The organism is Klebsiella sp. OBRC7 (assembly GCF_000293135.1).
In the GTDB taxonomy this organism is placed as follows: domain Bacteria; phylum Pseudomonadota; class Gammaproteobacteria; order Enterobacterales; family Enterobacteriaceae; genus Klebsiella; species Klebsiella michiganensis.
Map to the genome: position 1 here is coordinate 1 of NZ_ALNJ01000071.1, position 16,757 is coordinate 16,757.

Below are 16,757 nucleotides of genomic sequence, written 5' to 3' on the forward strand. Positions count from 1 at the left end.
CACGGCAAAGAACGCCGTCGTATCTGGCGAAAGTTGCATCTTGCTGTTGACAGCAACACACATGAAGTTGTCTGTGCAGACCTGTCGCTGAATAACGTCACGGACTCAGAAGCCTTCCCGGGCCTTATCCGGCAGACTCACAGAAAAATCAGGGCAGCCGCGGCAGACGGGGCTTACGATACCCGGCTCTGTCACGATGAACTGCGCCGCAAAAAAATCAGCGCGCTTATTCCTCCCCGAAAAGGAGCAGGTTACTGGCCCGGTGAGTACGCAGACCGCAACCGTGCCGTTGCTAATCAGCGGCTGAGCGGAAGCAATGCACGGTGGAAATGGACAACGGAATATAACCGTCGCTCGATAGCGGAAACGGCAATGTACAGAATGAAGCAGTTGTTGGGAGATTCACTGACGCTGCGTGACTACGATGGTCAGGTAGCGGAAGCTATGGCCATGGTGCGTGCGTTGAACAGGATGACAAAGGCCGGGATGCCAGAAAGCGTGCGTATTGCCTGAAAATCCAGCCAGCTACAGGGTCGTTCGCACGAAATCTTATTTATTCAACAAAGCCCAAAGCCCATTCATGTCTGTCGTCTCCGTCACGGAAATTATTACGGGATTATTTCACCCAGTCTTCCAGCACCAGGCCCGGGACCCGCGCAAACTCTCTCACATTGTTCGTCACCAGGATGGCGCCCGCCGCGATGGCGTGCCCGGCAATGGCCGTGTCGTTCGGGCCGATCGGCGTCCCGGCGAGGCGCAGCGCCACCCGGATGTCCGTCGTGGCGTCCACCGCAGCCCGGTCCCACGGCAGGATGGCATCGAGGCGCGCGCAGAACGCGTCGACCAGCTGAATATGGCGCGGCGAGGCCTTCGGGCCGGTGGCGCCGAAGCGCATCTCGGCATACGTCACGGCCGAGACCACGATGCGATCACCGCGCAGCACCACCTGCTCCAGGCGCTTCAGCACCGCTGCCGGCTGCTCGCGCATGATGAACGAGCAGATGTTGGTGTCGAGCATCCAGGTTTTCTTCATGGCTCAAAGCGTCCTTCGTCGCTGACCACATCCTCACGCTCCGCCATAAAGTCCGGATCGGCCCTGTCCAGCTGCGCGAACGAGCCCCAGGTCGGCCGGACGGGACGCAGAATGATGCTGTCCCCTTCCCGGACGATCTCCAGCTCGCTGACGCCGTCAAAATCCAGATCGCGGGGCAGACGGATGGCGCGGTTGTTGCCGTTTTTAAAAATGGATACGGTTCTCATGATTCTCTCCCGGGTAAGTGTGGATATGTGGTACATATCCGGAATGGTGTTCATTGCACCGGGTGTGTGCATATGTTTAGTATAGGCAGATGTTCTGCATATGTATAGGGGCTGGATATGCGTATGGCTGACCTATGCAGATGTATGACATATGGATATGTTATACCTATCCGTAATTATCTCTTTTCGGCTCAGATCCGAAAAATACCAAAGTCGGATCTTTGCCAGCGAGGTGTTCAAATGAGCTTTATGGATAACGGCCGGATTAGACTTTTTGTAGGACTTTTGTTTCTTAGAGACTGATTCACAGGCAACTATGAGTGAGGAGCGAACATAATAAGTATGTCGGAAGATCTCTAAAGGTGAATGATTCTTTTTGCCGGGATGCATACAACAGGTTTGTGTATACTTCCCCTATCAATACCTGACTCACCGATAAGGTTTAGCACCAACGTATGGGAAGTTTATCTAAAGCATTACTCATATCGCTTATATACACGGCGATAGTGATTATTCTTGATGCAGTTGCCATCTACTATTTCAAGCTGAGCGCCCCGATCATTGTCGTAGTGACGACGTTTTTGATGTGCTGCATATTAGCGTTTGAATACGTGGATGCGACAAAGCGCTCAGAACGGAACTTTGCTGAGCGCCGTAAGAATCAGGCGCAGGGGGCGGCATTTTCGATGATGTGGGATACCCTGGATTCAGACGCTAAACAACGTTTTTACCAAAAAGTCGATGAGGGGCGAGAATCCAGCGAGTTTAAGTCCAGATACCAGCTATTACAGAACGAAATTCGATATTGGGACAAAGAGATAGAACGGCTACGGTAATCATCGCCTCCCGGAAAAGGTGTGACCGAGATCACGATACGGTGATCATCTGTTGTTAAACAATAAGAATACTGCCAGAGTGAGAAATTCTGGCAGTATTTCACTTCTTCCTTGATGCTCTATCTGTTCGCTGTGCGCCTCATTTTTTTATTAAAATTAAAGCAATTCATCAATATAAGTCATAATGGAACGAACCAGATTTATGGCAAAACGCGCATCGGCTTCATTAAGCAAAGTTTCAGTAGGATGGGCCATGCTGTAATTGTTACGCAGGTTATTGATCCCATGAAGTATTGCGGCAGATGATCTCAACATTTTAAAAACATCTTCATTTCTTCCATCATCAGGCAGGTCTTTGAGATGTGCAGTTATCAGGGAAAGCAAGCCTGGAACATTATCATTTGTACTATTGGTCGCAATTCCATGGTTGGCACACATTTGTCTTAATGAAGCATGAAGAGCTGTATGAACACGATCATATGCCCGGTGTGGCCCATTATTTTTAAGCAACACTTCCGCATCTTCTAAGGCCTGGTAAATGTTTTCATTTACATTTTTCACTGGTGCTGCCGAAACATTTCTTTGCCCGTTCTGATTCACAATGTTCTTTATTTCATTGAATAACTCAGTATTGGCAATGCTGATAAAGCGTTGAACATTATCCAGCGCCCAGATCTTAGAAAGATTATCAGCGTCCCTGGCCAGAGTGCTTTCTATGGCTGAGATGGCCACCCCTTTCAGCTCAGGGTTGTCCCAGTGAACATGCCGGTAGAATTGATTTAGTCCTTCCGGAACGTCTTCACAATCTGTAACAGCAAACAGCTCCTGCCAGTCACCTTCGTTAAATTTTTCAGCCAGTATTTTGGCCAAATTAATTTGTGAAACTTTATTCAACATACTGATCCCTAGAAGTTTGTGCTTCTTAATTGAATTTACCGGAACGGCGTCTCAGTAAACGAAATCCGTGTACTGGTATACCCCCTGCTCTGCAACAGGAATGAAATCCCGTCCATCATCATTGCTCTGTTACTGCGGGGACCAATTCTGACGTTTGTCAGTGGCAGCTTATCTTTTGCTTTAATGATCAGATATGGTATCAGACCGCTGTCATTGACACGAAAATTGACACCCTCAAAAGGGCTGTCCGGAAGGATTACCATCCTGAACTCCTGCTCCTCTTTGAAACCGTCATTCTTGAAAAAAGGCGGCAGGCTGTGTGCCAGTCTGGTTGCCTGAATCATCTCATGCATTACATCTGCATTTATTGCCTCCTGAACCTGTGGCTGATGAAAGAAGGCGAGGATTTCGTTCCGGGCTTCAACCGTGGAATCCTCTTTGGTATAGAGCACACGGTTTTTAAACACCTGATAATGAGTTAATTCCAGCGAGGCAAGTAGCTCTTCATCATCAAATTCCAGGCACACGCCCTGAAGTGGTCAACAAAAACTGGCCACCGCGTTAGAGTTTTTCCAGTATCGGTTTTCTGATTCGTTTGGCGGTAACCCACCATTATATTCGTGCGGTCTTAGTGCGCTGTAATATCCAACGATATAGTCCGTTATTGCGTGAGCTGCATCGCTGAAGCTTACATAGCCCGTCGCCGGCACCCATTCGTTCTTCAGACTCCTGAAGAAGCGCTCCATTGGGCTGTTATCCCAGCAGTTTCCACGCCGACTCATACTCTGCCTGATCCGGTATCGCCACAGTAACTGCCGGAACTGCCTGCTCGTATAATGGCTGCCTTGATCGCTGTGGAACATCACCCCGACGGGCTTACCACGGGTTTCCCATGCCATTTCCAGTGCTTTCATGGTGAGCCTGCTGTCCGGCGAGAACGACATGGCCCAGCCCACTGGTTTTCTTGCGAACAGGTCGAGAACAACGGCGAGGTACGCCCAGCGCTTACCCGTCCAGATATAGGTCACATCACCGCACCACACCTGATTTGGTTCCGTTACGGCGAACTGTCGCTCAAGATGATTCGGGATAGCAACGTGCTCATGACCGCCACGCTTATACCGGTGAGTCGGCTGCTGGCAACTGACCAGCCCCAGCTCTTTCATGAGTCTGCCAGCAAGCCAGCGCCCCATCTGGTAACCTCTCTGGGGTGCCATTGTGGCGATGCTTCTTGCTCCGGCAGAGCCGTGGCTGATGCCATGCAGTTCAAGTACCTGACTGCGTAATACAGCCCGTCTGCCGTCTGGCTTTTCAGGACGGTTTTTCCAGTATTTGTAGCTGCTGCGATGAACCCCGAACACATGGCAGAGAGTGGCCACAGGATAACGCGCCCTGAGTTTCCCGATTATCGAGAACTGTTCAGGGAGTCTGACATCAAGAGCGCGGTAGCCTTTTTTAATATTTCATTTTCCATTTCAATACGTTGTAGCTTTTTCCTGAGCTCACGGATTTCAATTTGTTCCGGGGTAATGGGGGAGGCTTTTGGTGTTTTGCCCTGCCGTTCATCACGTAATTGTTTCACCCATCGCGTCATTGTGGAAAGGCCGACATCCATAGCGCTGGCTGCATCTGCCACGGTGTAGTTCTGGTCAACGACCAGTTGAGCGGATTCGCGTTTAAACTCTGCGCTGAAATTTCTTTTTTTCATTATGACACCTGTGTTGTTCTGAGGTGAGCATATCACCTCTGTTCAGGTGGCCAAATTCAGTAAACCACTTCACAAGGCAGTTCATGCCGTGAGTCAGCTCATTACTGTCATTGAGAAAGGAAAAGTGCGTCGCCCACAGTGAGCCTGATTCGATGATGCCCTTCAGGCCGTTCAGGTCAGTGTAATGATAAATCTTCATCTGGCAGCCTCCTGACTGTCCGGGCCCTGTTCGCACTCAGTTTTTTGCACGTCAGACAGAAACGGGAACACCGTAATAGCGGCTTCCCTTGCTTCTTCTATCGACCGTTCCCGGGCCTGCCATTCCGGATCTGCTGCCAGCACTTCGTCGGCGGTATCGCGTAACCAGGCATACAGCTCTTCGCCACCATCGAGATCAATCTGGCGGGTTTTTACCGGGTCCTCATGCTTCATGATATTACGCAACAGCTTACCAATCTGCCCGTCAGATTCGACAGGTTCGTAAGGAATGTAGTCCGGATATTCGTCGAATTGATCCAGCGTCAAATCGATGTACTCTCCGTCCAGCAATACGATGAAATGCCCGTGGACTGTTGAGTTTTCCGCTTCATGAAAGCCAGCGTTCCCTTCCATAAAAATGATGCACGGATGGCATCTCTCTCGTTCCTTGAGGTAGTACGCCAGAGTATTGCTGGCTAAATCGCAGCTGCCGTGCGAGAAATTCCTCAGTTCCGTTTTCCAGCGGGGAAAATGACGACACCCGTCAGCCCGTTCACCGCCACCAAGCTCCAGTGCCCGTCGAAATGCCTTTATACGTAATACTCTTTCCTGTCTCATTTCTTCACCTTCCCGTCCTGGCGGGCCAGAGCCAGCAGTTCGGTCTGAAGCTGGCGGCCGTCCTCCCGGGCTTCCTTCAGCTCCGCTTTCGTGTCCTGCAGCTGCGCCGCCAGGTGTTCGCCGGTGGCGGTCAGGCGGGCCACCTGCTCGCGCAGCGGCAGCGCCTCCGCGCGCAGTTCGCGTACCTCCTGCAGCAGGCGGTCACGTTCGGCCACCACCTCGCGCAGCACCGCCAGCTCGCTTTCCAGCGCGGCCACGTTCGCCAGCGCCTCATCCCGCTCCTTGTCGGCCCGGGCAATGTCATCGTCGGCCTGCTCGCGCGCCGCCAGGGCCCCGGCTTCAGCCTGTTTCACTGCCGCCTGCCACAGCAGCTCCAGCTGGCCGGTCAGCAGCTGCGCGAGCTCCGGCGGCAGGGGCGTGGCCTGCTCAGCGGCCTGCTCGCGCTGGCGGGCGCGGAACGCGCGCATCACCGGGGAGATGTGGGACAGGGAGCCGCCGCCGAGGTGCTGACGGACCTGCTCGTTGGTCGGGTTCGGGGTGCCGGCGGCGATCAGGGCGGCTGCGGCGTCTTCAATGCGGCGGACGGTGGCCGGGGAGAGGGTGGTCATGGTCTGGCTCCGGTTTTTCAGGGAATGGCGTCATCGCACGCCCGGTGTAAAAAACACACAATACACAAAATACATTTGATACATACATTACAGTTAATACATACCATACATACAATACAGTATGTGCATACACGCCTTCTCTTTTTCCGGTCAGATCCGAAAACCCCTGGTTCCGGATCTCCGCCAGTCCCACCGGCGCGCTGCGGCCCACAGACACAAGATGTAGCGGTGTTTGCAGCTGAAAACAACGCTATATGTTGTGTCCCTCCCCTGCCCCGTGACCCGGCGCGCAGCAGCAGAAAACAGTGCTTCGCTTACTTCCTGACCGTGGTACACTTCCGGAAACTGCGGAATAACATAAAAGTCGGATCAGGCCGGAATGGCCACCCGGTAATTTAATGGAGTGGTTATATGGCTGCTTATTATCAGACTGATTACTTTTTCTTTAGTGAAAATACCAGAAGTAAACTTATGTGCTGATAACAATAGGCGTTCATTGATGCTTCCTAACCTACATTCAGGATGTATACTTAGATGCATACCTAAAGTACGTATTTTGGAGCTCATTATGAAACAGCGTATTACTGTTACCATTGACAGCGACAACTATCAGTTGCTTAAAGCGGCTGACATCAATATCTCAGGTCTGGTCAATACGGCCATGCAGAACGAAGCCCGGCGACTGCGTGCTGAACGCTGGCAGGCGGAAAATCAGGAAGGGATGGCCGAAGTCGCCAGGTTTATTGATATGAACGGTTCATTCGCCGACGAAAACAGGGACTGGTGAGATGCAGTTTAAGGTTTACGCCTATAAAAGAGAGAGCCGCTATCGTCTGTTCGTGGATGTGCAGAGTGACATCATTGATACCCCCGGGCGGAGAATGGTGATCCCGCTGGCCAGTGCCCGGCTGCTGTCGGATAAGGTCTCCCGCGAGCTCTATCCGGTGGTGCACATCGGGGACGACAGCTATCGCCTGATGACCACGGACATGGCCAGCGTCACGGCCTCCGTCACCGGGGAGGAAGTGGCCGATCTCAGCCACCGGGAAAATGACATCAAAAATGCGATAAACCTGATGTTCTGGGGAATATAAATGTCAGGCTTCGTTATTCATCCCCTTTCACCCGTCACCTTACAACGAAGCCATTGACGCAGATATTAACCCTCAGCACGGTGACTGTATTGAACTGCCCTCCAGAGCGGATGCCCTGCAGGCTTTCGTGGTGTCATGGGACACTCCCCTATCCGATAACTGCTGACAGCTGCAGGGTATAACCCTCCAGGGGAAAAAACATGACCGATTGCGTGACCCGGACTGTTGACGACAAAACAATGTGGCTCGTGACATTGCCGGAGATCATTACAAATGACAGTACCCCCCAGGAGGAAAATCTGGTCGTCATTATGAGCAGGGAGGAATCGTGGGGGCCACCTTCTGAACATTATCCCGACGGATTGCATCGGGCCTCCTGCATAATGACACTGTACCTGGCCGATGCAGAACAGACGAAGACTCAGACTTTCACTGCAATCTACTGGCCTCAAGAGGGGGCCCTGCATCTGTTTACAGATGAGTTCAGACTGGAAGGCCGCCTGCAGGGACACGGCCTGGGTAGCTGGATCACGCAGCAGTTTGTGCTCTGGGCCAGAGTCCTTCCGCCAGAAACCTGGGTTTTGCCGATTGAAATCTCGCAGGTTGATGAAAAAAAAGAAGAAAAAAAGAACCGGAGAGACAGGCTGTGGCACGCAATGGGGTTCCGGTTCCCGGCCGGGGAAACCCGCTCAATGCCGCTGCGGGCAGACGAACTGCAGTTGCCGCGGGGCAGGTGTTCAACGCTCCGGGTGGAGCCCCTGGCACCCGGGATACGCCGGCTGGAAGACTGTTATCGCGGGCTGCAGGAAAAAATCGTGCAGCTCGAAGGCAAAAAATTGTCGCAAAAACAGTTGATTGCTTCACTGAAGGCGCGTCATTTTTTTCATCTGTGGCACCGGAAAGGGGGCCAGCTCCCGGACGGGAAATGTGATGCCCTGCCGCTGCGGGCAGAAAAATTGTCTCTGCCGCAGAGCGGGGATTCAGACCTGAAGGTGGAGCAACGGGCAACCGGGGTCATCCGGCTGGCAACCCTGTGTGGTCAGTCGCAGAAAAAAATCGTTGGGCTGGAAAGGGATCTCGTTTACCTGCAGGCACATCCCTTTTCTCACCTGCGGGTGAAATACTCCAGCCAGGCCGTGTTCTGGGGGTGGGGGATGGGTTTTCTGTTCTTTATCTACTGGATATTAGGGACATGAATTTTCCCGTTCCATAGCAACCCACTGAAGAGGAGTGAAACCTGTGTCCGTAAATATCGTGTCTGTAATCACTGACGGGGTAGTTTTGTTTGTGACTTCGCCTGTTTTCTGGCTGGCCGTCGTTGGCTGGTTAGTCATCCTGACTCCGGTAATATGTCGAAGAAAATTCTCTGCAGAGAAAAAGGTTAACGAAAATAATGAATAACCTGGTTCCATTTGGATCTCCGGCATCTCCCGGAACATTGCTCCCGGTAGCCATCGATTACCCTGCGGCACTGGCTCTACGCCAGATGGCCCTCGTCCAGGACGAACTGCCGAAATATCTGCTGGCGCCGGAAGTGAGCGCCCTGCTCCATTACGTGCCCGACCTTCACCGCAAGATGCTGCTGGCCACCCTCTGGAATACCGGCGCGCGCATTAACGAAGCGCTGGCACTGACCCGGGGAGATTTTTCGCTGGCGCCACCGTATCCGTTCGTGCAGCTGGCCACCCTGAAGCAGCGCGCCGAAAAATCCACCCGAACGGCCGGGCGGTTGCCGGCAGGCACATTGCCTCATCGACTGGTGCCGTTATCGGACACCCAGTACGTCAGCCAGCTGCAGATGATGGTGGCCACGCTGAAAATACCGCTCGAGCGGCGCAATAAGCGAAGCGGCAGAATCGAAAAAGCGCGTATCTGGGAGATCACCGACCGGACGGTTCGGACGTGGCTGAATGAAGCCGTAGATTCCGCTGCGGCCGACGGTGTGACGTTTTCTGTGCCGGTAACACCTCACACGTTCCGCCACTCCTACGCCATGCACATGTTGTACGCCGGCATTCCCCTGAAGGTACTGCAGAGCCTGATGGGTCACAAGTCAGTGAGCTCGACGGAGGTCTACACCAAAGTGTTTGCACTCGATGTTGCGGCACGTCACCGCGTGCAGTTCCAGATGCCTGGCGCAGACGCCGTGGCGCTGCTAAAAGGCAGGGGATGATTAAGAGCCGAGATGTAAGTGTACACATGACGGTTTGAGCACTGAACGGTTAAGCTGTGACAATTGACCCTCAGTGTTGATTAACCTCGCACAATGCCCTGTCGATATAACCTTAGTGTGACAAATCGCACTCACTTATCTTTATGAACTAGTGTGACAAACTGCACTGGTCAAAACCGTGACAACTTGCCCTTAACTTGCGCTATCTTTCACACTCTATTTGGCACTACAGCCCTAGGACACCAAGGATAAAGGCGTTAAAAAAATAACTGTGACAAATTGCCCTTAAGCCAGATTAGTGTTCGTGACAAACAACCCTCATTAACAGTGACAAACAGCCCTCATTTAATCAGTGTGTATCAGATGCTATATCACTGAAAGTGAAAACAATATGAGTGGTTTGTCTACCCTTCCTTTTTTCAATATAGGATAGCCGCATCGGCGTTCGGCTATTAATTTCGTCAACACTGGCTTGCAGAAAACGGCGGCGAAAATCAGGCATGCGCTGATAACTCTGCGGCAGCTGGTAACGCTCCATTATCCAGTCGATACTCAGAGAAACAACACCAGAACCATCACTCTTACGATACTGACACAAAGATTCATACAGTCGCATCGCATAGGGGTTGGTGATCTCTTTCGTTTCACTCAGCCTGAACTGTGTGAAGCGGCTTTGTAGACCAATGAAGAAGGGAATAAGGTAAGGGTTTATATGAACGCTATAGGTGCCTCGAGATGGGCTATGAGCCCGTTTGATAAACCACGGAAAGGACTCGTAACCCTTTTCACCGGCGGCATCCTCTTCCGGCCGATAAAATACGACTTCTTTACCGCTAAAACCTTTGAGAGCCTGCCGAATATCCTTACTGGCCTCAGCTGACGTCAAGCCGAATGTCGAAGCGTAGTGGGCAACCTGAATCTCACAAATCCCATCATGTTCCTGCAGCGTTCCGTCAGATTTTCTTATTTGGTTAACAAACAGATACAGCATCCTTTTCTGATCGCGTGAAAGGCTATAGGCAGCTTCAGTAAGTTCGTTAGACTGAACAATACGGGGGCTATTTTTGCGGTTTTTTCTATTTATCAGCGCGATATCCGTCATAACCTGACCATGATTTATGTGACAGGGTTTAATCCTGTCACAGAGTAGGCGAAAGTGTCAACAGCTTGGGATAACTATGTGATTTTGCTAAATTCATAAGGGCAATTTGTCACAGGCTTGAGGGCGAGTTGTCACGGAAAAACGGGAATTTAGAGGGTGAATTGTCACAGATAAAGGGCAATTTGTCACAGCAACAGGGCTGAATGCCCCGTGGTTAAAGGGCTGGCGAGATGCCTAAAAAGAAGATCTAAAAAACTATTTAAAAAGATCTTATAAAAATATCGAGTGGATATGTGAATAACTCAGCAAATTCTCTCGGCAGTATTGGCGCGTTCAGATGTTTATGTAAGTACAGATACCTGGTGCTTCCTCGCTCACTAACTCGCTACGCTCGGGACGTGAGACTGCGGCGAGCACTACCTACTTTCTCTGAAAGGCAATAAAGATGAACATTCTTTATGGTGTCGCGTGCCTAAAATTTGACCGCTAGCAATAAAATGAAAAATTTATTGATTTATGATGTTTTTTGTTCAAAATGATAAAAAACATCATAAAGGTGTAACATGGAAAATTTAGAACAGTTAAAAAAAGTTGCTTCAAGGGCGCACAAAATGTTGTCCTCCCTTAGCGAGCACATTCAACAACAGAAAGAAGAGTTTCAACTTAATGAGTTTTATCAGGTATACAGTAAAGCCTCTCTGTATAAACTCCCGAAACTTAGTAAGGGAAGCGTTGAATACGCTGTGAGTGAAATGGAGTCTCAGGGGTATATTTTCAACAAACGCCCTTCCGGAAACACCATGAAATATGCAATGACACTTCAGAACGTCGTTGATTTATATCATCATCGTGGAGTTCCTAAGTACCGTGATCGTCATCACGAGGCTTTCTGCATTTACGTATCAAACCTTAAGGGCGGCGGTTCTAAAACGGTTTCTACGGCTTCTCTAGCACATGCCTTAAGAGCGCACCCGCACCTATTGTTTGAAGATTTGAGGATTCTTGCCATCGATTTTGATCCTCAGGCTTCACTGACTATGTTCTTGAATCATCAAAATTCAATTGGTCTCGTAGAAGCAACAGCAGCTCAAGCTATGCTGCAGAACGTAAGTCGTGAGGAGCTTATTTCGGATTTTATCGTTCCATCTGTTGTCCCTGGAGTCGACATTATTCCTGCTTCTATTGATGATGCTTTCATCGCAGAGAGATGGAAAGATCTCTGTGCTGAGTATCTCCCGGGGCAAAATGTGCATGCAGTTTTGAAAGAAAACATAATAGAGAAGCTCAAGAAAGATTATGATTTCATCCTGGTTGATACTGGCCCACATCTCGATGCTTTTCTTAAAAATGGCATAGCTGCTGCAGATCTACTGTTAACTCCCCTTCCCCCTGCAACGGTTGACTTCCATTCATCCTTAAAATTTGTTGCAAGCTTGCCTGCATTAGTCGAGAGCATCGAAGCGGAAGGACATAAATGTAATTTAATCGGCAATATCGGCTTTATGTCCAAACTGTTAAATAAGAGCGATCATAAAATCTGCCATAGCCAGGCAAAGGAAGTTTTCGGTGCAGACATGCTTGATGTTGTACTGCCCAGACTGGATGGTTTTGAACGGTGTGGCGAAACATTCGACACCGTAATCTCCGCTAACCCAGCAACGTATGACGGTAGCGCAGAAGCTTTAAAAAGCTCCAGAATTGCTGCCGAAGATTTTGCAAAGGGTGTGTTTGATCGCGTTGAGTTTATCAGAACGAATAAGGAGGCCTGATGACTGGCCACAGAAAAACAATTGGCAGAAATTTTAATTCTCAGGCAGTAGTTGAGTCGTCTACTTCTGGATTACAGGTTCAGTATTTTACATTGAAGACCGGGCGAAAAGTAAAATTCTCCTTCGTTATCGTCCCTGCGTCAGAGGTCGCTGATAAAACGTTTGTCCGGCAAGAAACCAATGGTCGGGATCAGTCTGCGTTAACCAAAGATTCCTTAAAAGACATTACCAGGACCCTCAGATTCCAGCAGTTCTTTGCCTGTATAGGGGTTATGAATGGCGAAAAAATTGAGATTCTCGATGGTTCCAGGAGGCGTGCATCAGCCATTGAAATACATGCTCCCCTCAATGTTATGGTGACATCGGATAAACTCACCGCTGAAGAGGCAAGACAACTTGCTAAAGATATACAGACAGCGAAGGAACATAACATCCGTGAGATTGGCCTACGTTTGCTCTCTCTTAAGGAGTCAGGTCTCAACCAGAAAGAAATAGCAGAACAGGAAGGTCTTTCTCAGGCGAAGGTCACCCGCGCTATACAGGCGGCGACAGTACCACAAGAACTCATCTCTCTATTCCCGGTACAATACGAGTTGTCATTTTCTGACTATAAAAATCTTTCAGAGCTCAATGAACGACTAAACGAAAAGAATATTGAATTTTCACAGCTTGTTGAAAATATATCTTCGCAACTCGTTGAGTTAGTGGCCGATGACCAACTTCAGGAGGATGAAAAGAAAGCAGCAATTCTTAAACTGATTGCTAAAGGCGCAATTGCTTTGATCGCTGCGCCACCCAAAGAAAAAACCATAGTTTCCACATTGTGGGACTTTGCTGACAAAGATAAGTTTGCACGTAAGCGTGTTAAAGGCCGAAGCTTTATTTACGAGTTTAATCGCCTGCCAAAAAACCTTCAGAATGACATTGAAGCAGCAATTCAAGATGTTTTAAAACGTCATATAGGTTAATAATTTCGCCAAGGTGATTTCAGCGTTAACATGGTGTTTTATAAGGTTTTTTAAGAAAAATTTCACGCTGAAATCGCCAGGAATTTCAAACCAGTTTGGCTGTGGTTATTTCCTTTGATTGCGTGGTGTAAGCGGGAGAAAACATCTCCCGCATGATTTCCACTCAAATGCTCTACCCTGCTCCGCAAACCACACTTTTCCCAGCTCTGAGCGGTTAATTCCATCAAGGAATTTCATCAGTGCATCACTGCGCGGCCGTGGCTGTACCTCATCAAACAGGATCAGTTGATAAACCTCGTTTGGACTGAAATCGTTCAGCAGGACTCCGGGTTTTGCGTAGCGGCGGCCAGGTACCCTGAGCCTGCCCAGCGTGTTAACCTAAGAGGTGATAATATCCCGGAGGGCGTGATGGCGTACTCAGCTTTACAGTTGCGTGTTCATCGAGCAACCGACAATTTATTTGTAAAACAGGCCGCTGGTTCGGCCTGATGGTAGCTTCACCGCTGATAGAGCCGACCACAATGGCTGGTGCTGTCCAGCCAACAGTTAACTGAAAAAAATGCATTCTGCTGTATACTATTTTTTAAATTTATCTCTACACATATCATCGATAAAGTTTGCTGTGTAATTTCTTTCATTACCTTTCAGATGGGTGAGAACACAATCTTCGTAGGTGCTCGGTGCCGTAATATATTCATAGCTCAGGCAGAGTATGAAAATGAAAACGCATAGTACAATTGCATATATAAAACTCTTACCTGTGAAAGATATAGTCATAAAAAATCACGCCAATCAATTCAGAGAAAGTACCTGTTAACAGGCAACAATGTAGAATTGTTCACTCTACCCATTTGTATCGTCATCTACATTAATCTCGGCGTTGTAGCTCGGATTTGAACGCCTCCAGCTGACGGGTATTGATTTTTATCCACTCGTGGTTGGTCATTCCGCCTCGAGAAAAAACCCGCTCTCGCCATTCAGGATTTTCCCATTTGGCAACACGCTGAACGTCTTCGATGCCGAAGTAGGAGAGTGGGTATATTCGAATATACTTATCCCATAGAATATAGATCACAGGTATGGAGATGATGGCCAGAGTTACCAGAGTTATCATTTGCATTCCTTTAATTTGCCAGAGTTATTGATAAAAGAGTGATACCCGGTTTTTTAAACGATAAGTTATTTTTCTTCTCATGGAAAGCAGCATGAGCTATCCATAGCTCATCGATGAATAACTTTTCCTGTTTTGCATGTTCCCATCCTGGTGGCCATGCAAGCCAGTCCTGGACGGAGCCATGCCGGGTTAAAACCTGGCAACCGGTAACTCTTTCCAGCGGGTTGTATATGCCGGCGACAACATCTCCCGCTTCATCTGCCACTCAGGAGCAATACCTCTGCCGGCAAACCAGATCTTACCAAGCCCAGAATGATTAATGCCATCGAGGACTTTCATCAGTTCATCACTGTGTGGCCGCGGCTGTATCTCATCGAACAGGTTCAGCTGAGAGACGCCGTTTGGACTGAAATCGTTCAACATGACGCCGGCTTTTGCGTAGCGATGGCCTGGTACCCAGATCCTGTCCAGCGCGTTAACCGCAGCGGCGATAATGTCCCGGGTGTCTCGTGTTGGCGTACTCAGTTTTTCCGTCGAGATATTCCCGTAGTACGGCTCTTTGACGGCGAACGGCGAGGTTTTAACGAAGGCGGAAATGTGCCGGCAGTACTGGCGCTCACCACGTAGTTTTTCAGCTGCCCGCTCAGCATACTGGCATATGGCCTGACGGAGCTCATCATAGGCGGTGATCCGCTGCCCGAAGCTGCGACTGCAGACGATCTGCTGTTTGGGCGGCGGAGCTTCCTCCAGCGAAATACAGCTCTCTCCGTTCAGCTCCCGGACCGTTCGCTCGAGTACTACGTTAAAGTTCTTCCGGATAAACGTCGGGTTAGTCAGCGACAGCTGCAGGGCTGTTGTGATCCCCATCACCTTCAGTTTCTTTGCTATCTGGTTTCCCACACCCCATATTTCTTCAACCGGCTGCAGGGATAGCAGCTTTGCCGTTCGCCGCGGATTGGCCGGAGTCAGCGCCAGCACGCCGCGGAATTGCGGCCACTCTTTTGATGCCCACTGCGCCGACTTCGCCAGCGTTTTTGTGGCGCCGATACCGACTCCGATCGTCAGGCCAGTGCCATTGTGAACGTGCTCACGCAGCTGCGTGCCGAAGGCTTCCAGGTCCATACAGTGGCTGATACCGCTGACGTCCAGGAAGCATTCGTCAATGGAGTACTGCTCAACGCGAGGAGATAACTCTTCCAACAGTGCAACCACGCGATTACTGAGACTCGCATAGAGCTCATAATTACTGGAGAACACGTGCAGCTTCTCAGGGAACTGTGTGTCCTTCAGCTGGAACCACGGGGTACCCATCTTGATGCCCAGCCGGCGTTTGGCTTCCACGCTTCGGGCGATTACACAGCCATCATTATTACTAAGGCAAACCACTGGTTTTCCTCGCAAATCAGGTCGAAACACCTTCTCGCAGCTGGCATAGAACGAATTCACGTCGGCCAGGGCGAACATTAATCCGTATCCCGTGTTTTATGAACAAACGCGGTCACCACGCCAAATATCTGCAGTGTCTCCGGGTCCGGGTGCAGGTCAGGATAAGCCGGGTTCATCGCCTGCAGGGCAGGGCGGGGGGTCAGCAGAAGTCGTTTGACGGTAAACTCTCCCTCAATCTCGGCAATAACGATATCGCCATGCCGGGGTTTTTCCGCTTTATCAACGACCATCAGATCACCGGAGTAAAGACCAATGTCCGTCATCGAGTTTCCGATGGCCCTGACGAAATAGGTCGAGTGGCGCCGGCGAATGCAGTACTCGTTGAGGTCCAGTTCTGATTCGGTGTAATCGGCAGCAGGGGAGGGGAAACCTGCCGCGCATCGTTCAGTGAAAAGCGGAAGAGTGAGTATTCCGGGGTCGAGTGCTGCAGGTGTGAATTTCACTGTTTTGTTCCTTTTTTACTGTACATCTATGGGTCTTCCCCGATCATGGTGGGAAGGCTCAGAACGCCATATTCAGCTTCCCATAGTGGAACATCACTCCCAGCTTAAAGCGCTCCCGGTTTCGGTATCCCCTCGCTTTTATCCTCAACAGCCTGATCTTGCTGTTTAGTGCTTCCGCATTTCCGTTTGATACACCGTGGCGCATGGCGTTCAGGATGCCGTACAGCCTTTTCCCTATCGTTTTGGCCGCGTTCTTCATCATGGGGACATCACTGTTAGCCGCCAGCGCCAGCCATCTCTGCCAGTCATCGCGTCTTTCCTCGCTCCATGACCTGTTCCAGATATCCTTTGCCAGCTCTTTCAGCGCCCAGCACTGGCTTGTCAACTTCATCTGTGCACGCAGCCATATCAGCTTTTCCTGCCTGGATTCGGTCATCCACTTATCGCTGTACTGCCACAGGAAGCGGGTTCCCTTTGCCTGACGACGACTTTCAACAGGGAGGTGTGGATGTTCATTCTGGCG

At 50.1% G+C, this 16,757-nt stretch carries 20 protein-coding genes and 1 pseudogene; 8 read left to right on the top strand and 13 right to left on the bottom strand.

The window, feature by feature from the left end:
• Positions 1-513, top strand: a 513-nt coding sequence (locus HMPREF1144_RS14130; protein WP_124939537.1) for an IS5 family transposase, incomplete at its 5' end; no start/stop codon positions are given.
• A 103-nt stretch (positions 514-616) separates the two neighbouring features.
• Here the strand turns inward: HMPREF1144_RS14130 and HMPREF1144_RS14135 are convergent.
• Both HMPREF1144_RS14135 and vapB read right to left on the bottom strand, forming a co-directional pair.
• Positions 617-1,033, bottom strand: a complete 417-nt coding sequence (locus HMPREF1144_RS14135) for a type II toxin-antitoxin system VapC family toxin (RefSeq protein ID WP_009653152.1) — start codon at positions 1,031-1,033, stop codon at positions 617-619.
• Positions 1,030-1,260, bottom strand: a complete 231-nt coding sequence (gene vapB, locus HMPREF1144_RS14140; protein WP_001261276.1) for a type II toxin-antitoxin system VapB family antitoxin — start codon at positions 1,258-1,260, stop codon at positions 1,030-1,032. The genes HMPREF1144_RS14135 and vapB overlap by 4 nt, the downstream gene beginning before the upstream one ends.
• A 506-nt stretch (positions 1,261-1,766) precedes the next feature.
• Between vapB and HMPREF1144_RS14145 the strand changes: the two genes are divergently transcribed.
• A complete protein-coding gene (locus HMPREF1144_RS14145) occupies positions 1,767-2,096 on the top strand; it encodes a hypothetical protein (RefSeq protein ID WP_009653160.1) in 330 nt (109 codons plus the stop codon).
• A 156-nt stretch (positions 2,097-2,252) separates the two neighbouring features.
• On the opposite strand, the gene HMPREF1144_RS14150 is transcribed toward HMPREF1144_RS14145, so the two are convergent.
• From HMPREF1144_RS14150 to HMPREF1144_RS14180, 6 genes and pseudogenes are all read right to left on the bottom strand, one after another.
• Complete coding sequence (locus tag HMPREF1144_RS14150) at positions 2,253-2,993, bottom strand: abortive infection family protein (RefSeq protein WP_009653143.1); 741 nt, start codon at positions 2,991-2,993, stop codon at positions 2,253-2,255.
• Positions 2,994-3,028: 35 nt separating this feature from the next.
• Positions 3,029-3,520, bottom strand: coding sequence for a DUF2971 domain-containing protein (locus tag HMPREF1144_RS14155; RefSeq protein WP_009653158.1), 492 nt, complete (start codon positions 3,518-3,520; stop codon positions 3,029-3,031).
• 12 nt (positions 3,521-3,532) lie between these two features.
• A protein-coding gene (locus HMPREF1144_RS14160) for an IS3-like element ISEc52 family transposase (protein WP_085954980.1) occupies positions 3,533-4,701 on the bottom strand; the annotation gives its coding sequence in 2 pieces (ribosomal slippage) (positions 3,533-4,452 and positions 4,452-4,701; 1,170 coding nt in all).
• Positions 4,702-4,774: 73 nt separating this feature from the next.
• Positions 4,775-4,900, bottom strand: a pseudogene (locus HMPREF1144_RS33655) (hypothetical protein); the annotation flags it as partial.
• On the bottom strand, positions 4,897-5,517 hold the full coding sequence (locus HMPREF1144_RS14175) for a hypothetical protein (RefSeq protein ID WP_009653141.1): 621 nt from the start codon (positions 5,515-5,517) through the stop codon (positions 4,897-4,899). The gene HMPREF1144_RS14175 and the pseudogene HMPREF1144_RS33655, both read right to left, overlap by 4 nt.
• Positions 5,514-6,125, bottom strand: coding sequence for a DNA-binding protein (locus HMPREF1144_RS14180; RefSeq protein ID WP_009653138.1), 612 nt, complete (start codon positions 6,123-6,125; stop codon positions 5,514-5,516). The genes HMPREF1144_RS14175 and HMPREF1144_RS14180 overlap by 4 nt, the downstream gene beginning before the upstream one ends.
• A gap of 568 nt (positions 6,126-6,693) precedes the next feature.
• Between HMPREF1144_RS14180 and ccdA the strand changes: the two genes are divergently transcribed.
• From ccdA to HMPREF1144_RS14200, 4 genes are all read left to right on the top strand, one after another.
• On the top strand, positions 6,694-6,912 hold the full coding sequence (ccdA, locus tag HMPREF1144_RS14185; RefSeq protein ID WP_009653145.1) for a type II toxin-antitoxin system antitoxin CcdA: 219 nt from the start codon (positions 6,694-6,696) through the stop codon (positions 6,910-6,912).
• Between the two features lies 1 nt (position 6,913).
• Positions 6,914-7,219: a type II toxin-antitoxin system toxin CcdB gene (gene ccdB, locus HMPREF1144_RS14190; protein WP_004197633.1), complete on the top strand. Its 306-nt coding sequence runs from the start codon at positions 6,914-6,916 to the stop codon at positions 7,217-7,219.
• A gap of 200 nt (positions 7,220-7,419) precedes the next feature.
• Positions 7,420-8,415 carry a hypothetical protein gene (locus HMPREF1144_RS14195; RefSeq protein ID WP_009653149.1) on the top strand — a complete coding sequence of 332 codons (996 nt, stop codon included), beginning with the start codon at positions 7,420-7,422 and terminating at the stop codon, positions 8,413-8,415.
• Positions 8,416-8,612: 197 nt separating this feature from the next.
• Positions 8,613-9,392: a site-specific integrase gene (locus HMPREF1144_RS14200; RefSeq protein WP_032736888.1), complete on the top strand. Its 780-nt coding sequence runs from the start codon at positions 8,613-8,615 to the stop codon at positions 9,390-9,392.
• A 349-nt stretch (positions 9,393-9,741) separates the two neighbouring features.
• On the opposite strand, the gene repE is transcribed toward HMPREF1144_RS14200, so the two are convergent.
• Complete coding sequence (gene repE / locus HMPREF1144_RS14205) at positions 9,742-10,494, bottom strand: replication initiation protein RepE (RefSeq protein WP_009653140.1); 753 nt, start codon at positions 10,492-10,494, stop codon at positions 9,742-9,744.
• Positions 10,495-11,057: 563 nt separating this feature from the next.
• On the opposite strand from repE, the gene HMPREF1144_RS14210 reads away from it, so the two are divergent.
• On the top strand, positions 11,058-12,263 hold the full coding sequence (locus HMPREF1144_RS14210; RefSeq protein WP_009653159.1) for an AAA family ATPase: 1,206 nt from the start codon (positions 11,058-11,060) through the stop codon (positions 12,261-12,263).
• On the top strand, positions 12,263-13,231 hold the full coding sequence (locus tag HMPREF1144_RS14215) for a ParB family protein (RefSeq protein ID WP_009653150.1): 969 nt from the start codon (positions 12,263-12,265) through the stop codon (positions 13,229-13,231). The genes HMPREF1144_RS14210 and HMPREF1144_RS14215 overlap by 1 nt, the downstream gene beginning before the upstream one ends.
• Positions 13,232-14,099: 868 nt before the next feature.
• Here the strand turns inward: HMPREF1144_RS14215 and HMPREF1144_RS14220 are convergent.
• From HMPREF1144_RS14220 to HMPREF1144_RS14235, 4 genes are all read right to left on the bottom strand, one after another.
• A complete protein-coding gene (locus HMPREF1144_RS14220) occupies positions 14,100-14,345 on the bottom strand; it encodes a hypothetical protein (protein WP_009653154.1) in 246 nt (81 codons plus the stop codon).
• A 189-nt stretch (positions 14,346-14,534) separates the two neighbouring features.
• A complete protein-coding gene (locus HMPREF1144_RS14225; RefSeq protein WP_009653144.1) occupies positions 14,535-15,809 on the bottom strand; it encodes a Y-family DNA polymerase in 1,275 nt (424 codons plus the stop codon).
• Positions 15,809-16,234 carry a translesion error-prone DNA polymerase V autoproteolytic subunit gene (gene umuD, locus HMPREF1144_RS14230; protein WP_032736884.1) on the bottom strand — a complete coding sequence of 142 codons (426 nt, stop codon included), beginning with the start codon at positions 16,232-16,234 and terminating at the stop codon, positions 15,809-15,811. The genes HMPREF1144_RS14225 and umuD overlap by 1 nt, the downstream gene beginning before the upstream one ends.
• Positions 16,235-16,292: 58 nt before the next feature.
• Positions 16,293-16,757: ISL3 family transposase (locus HMPREF1144_RS14235; protein ID WP_009653153.1), on the bottom strand; the 465-nt coding region annotated here is incomplete at its 5' end.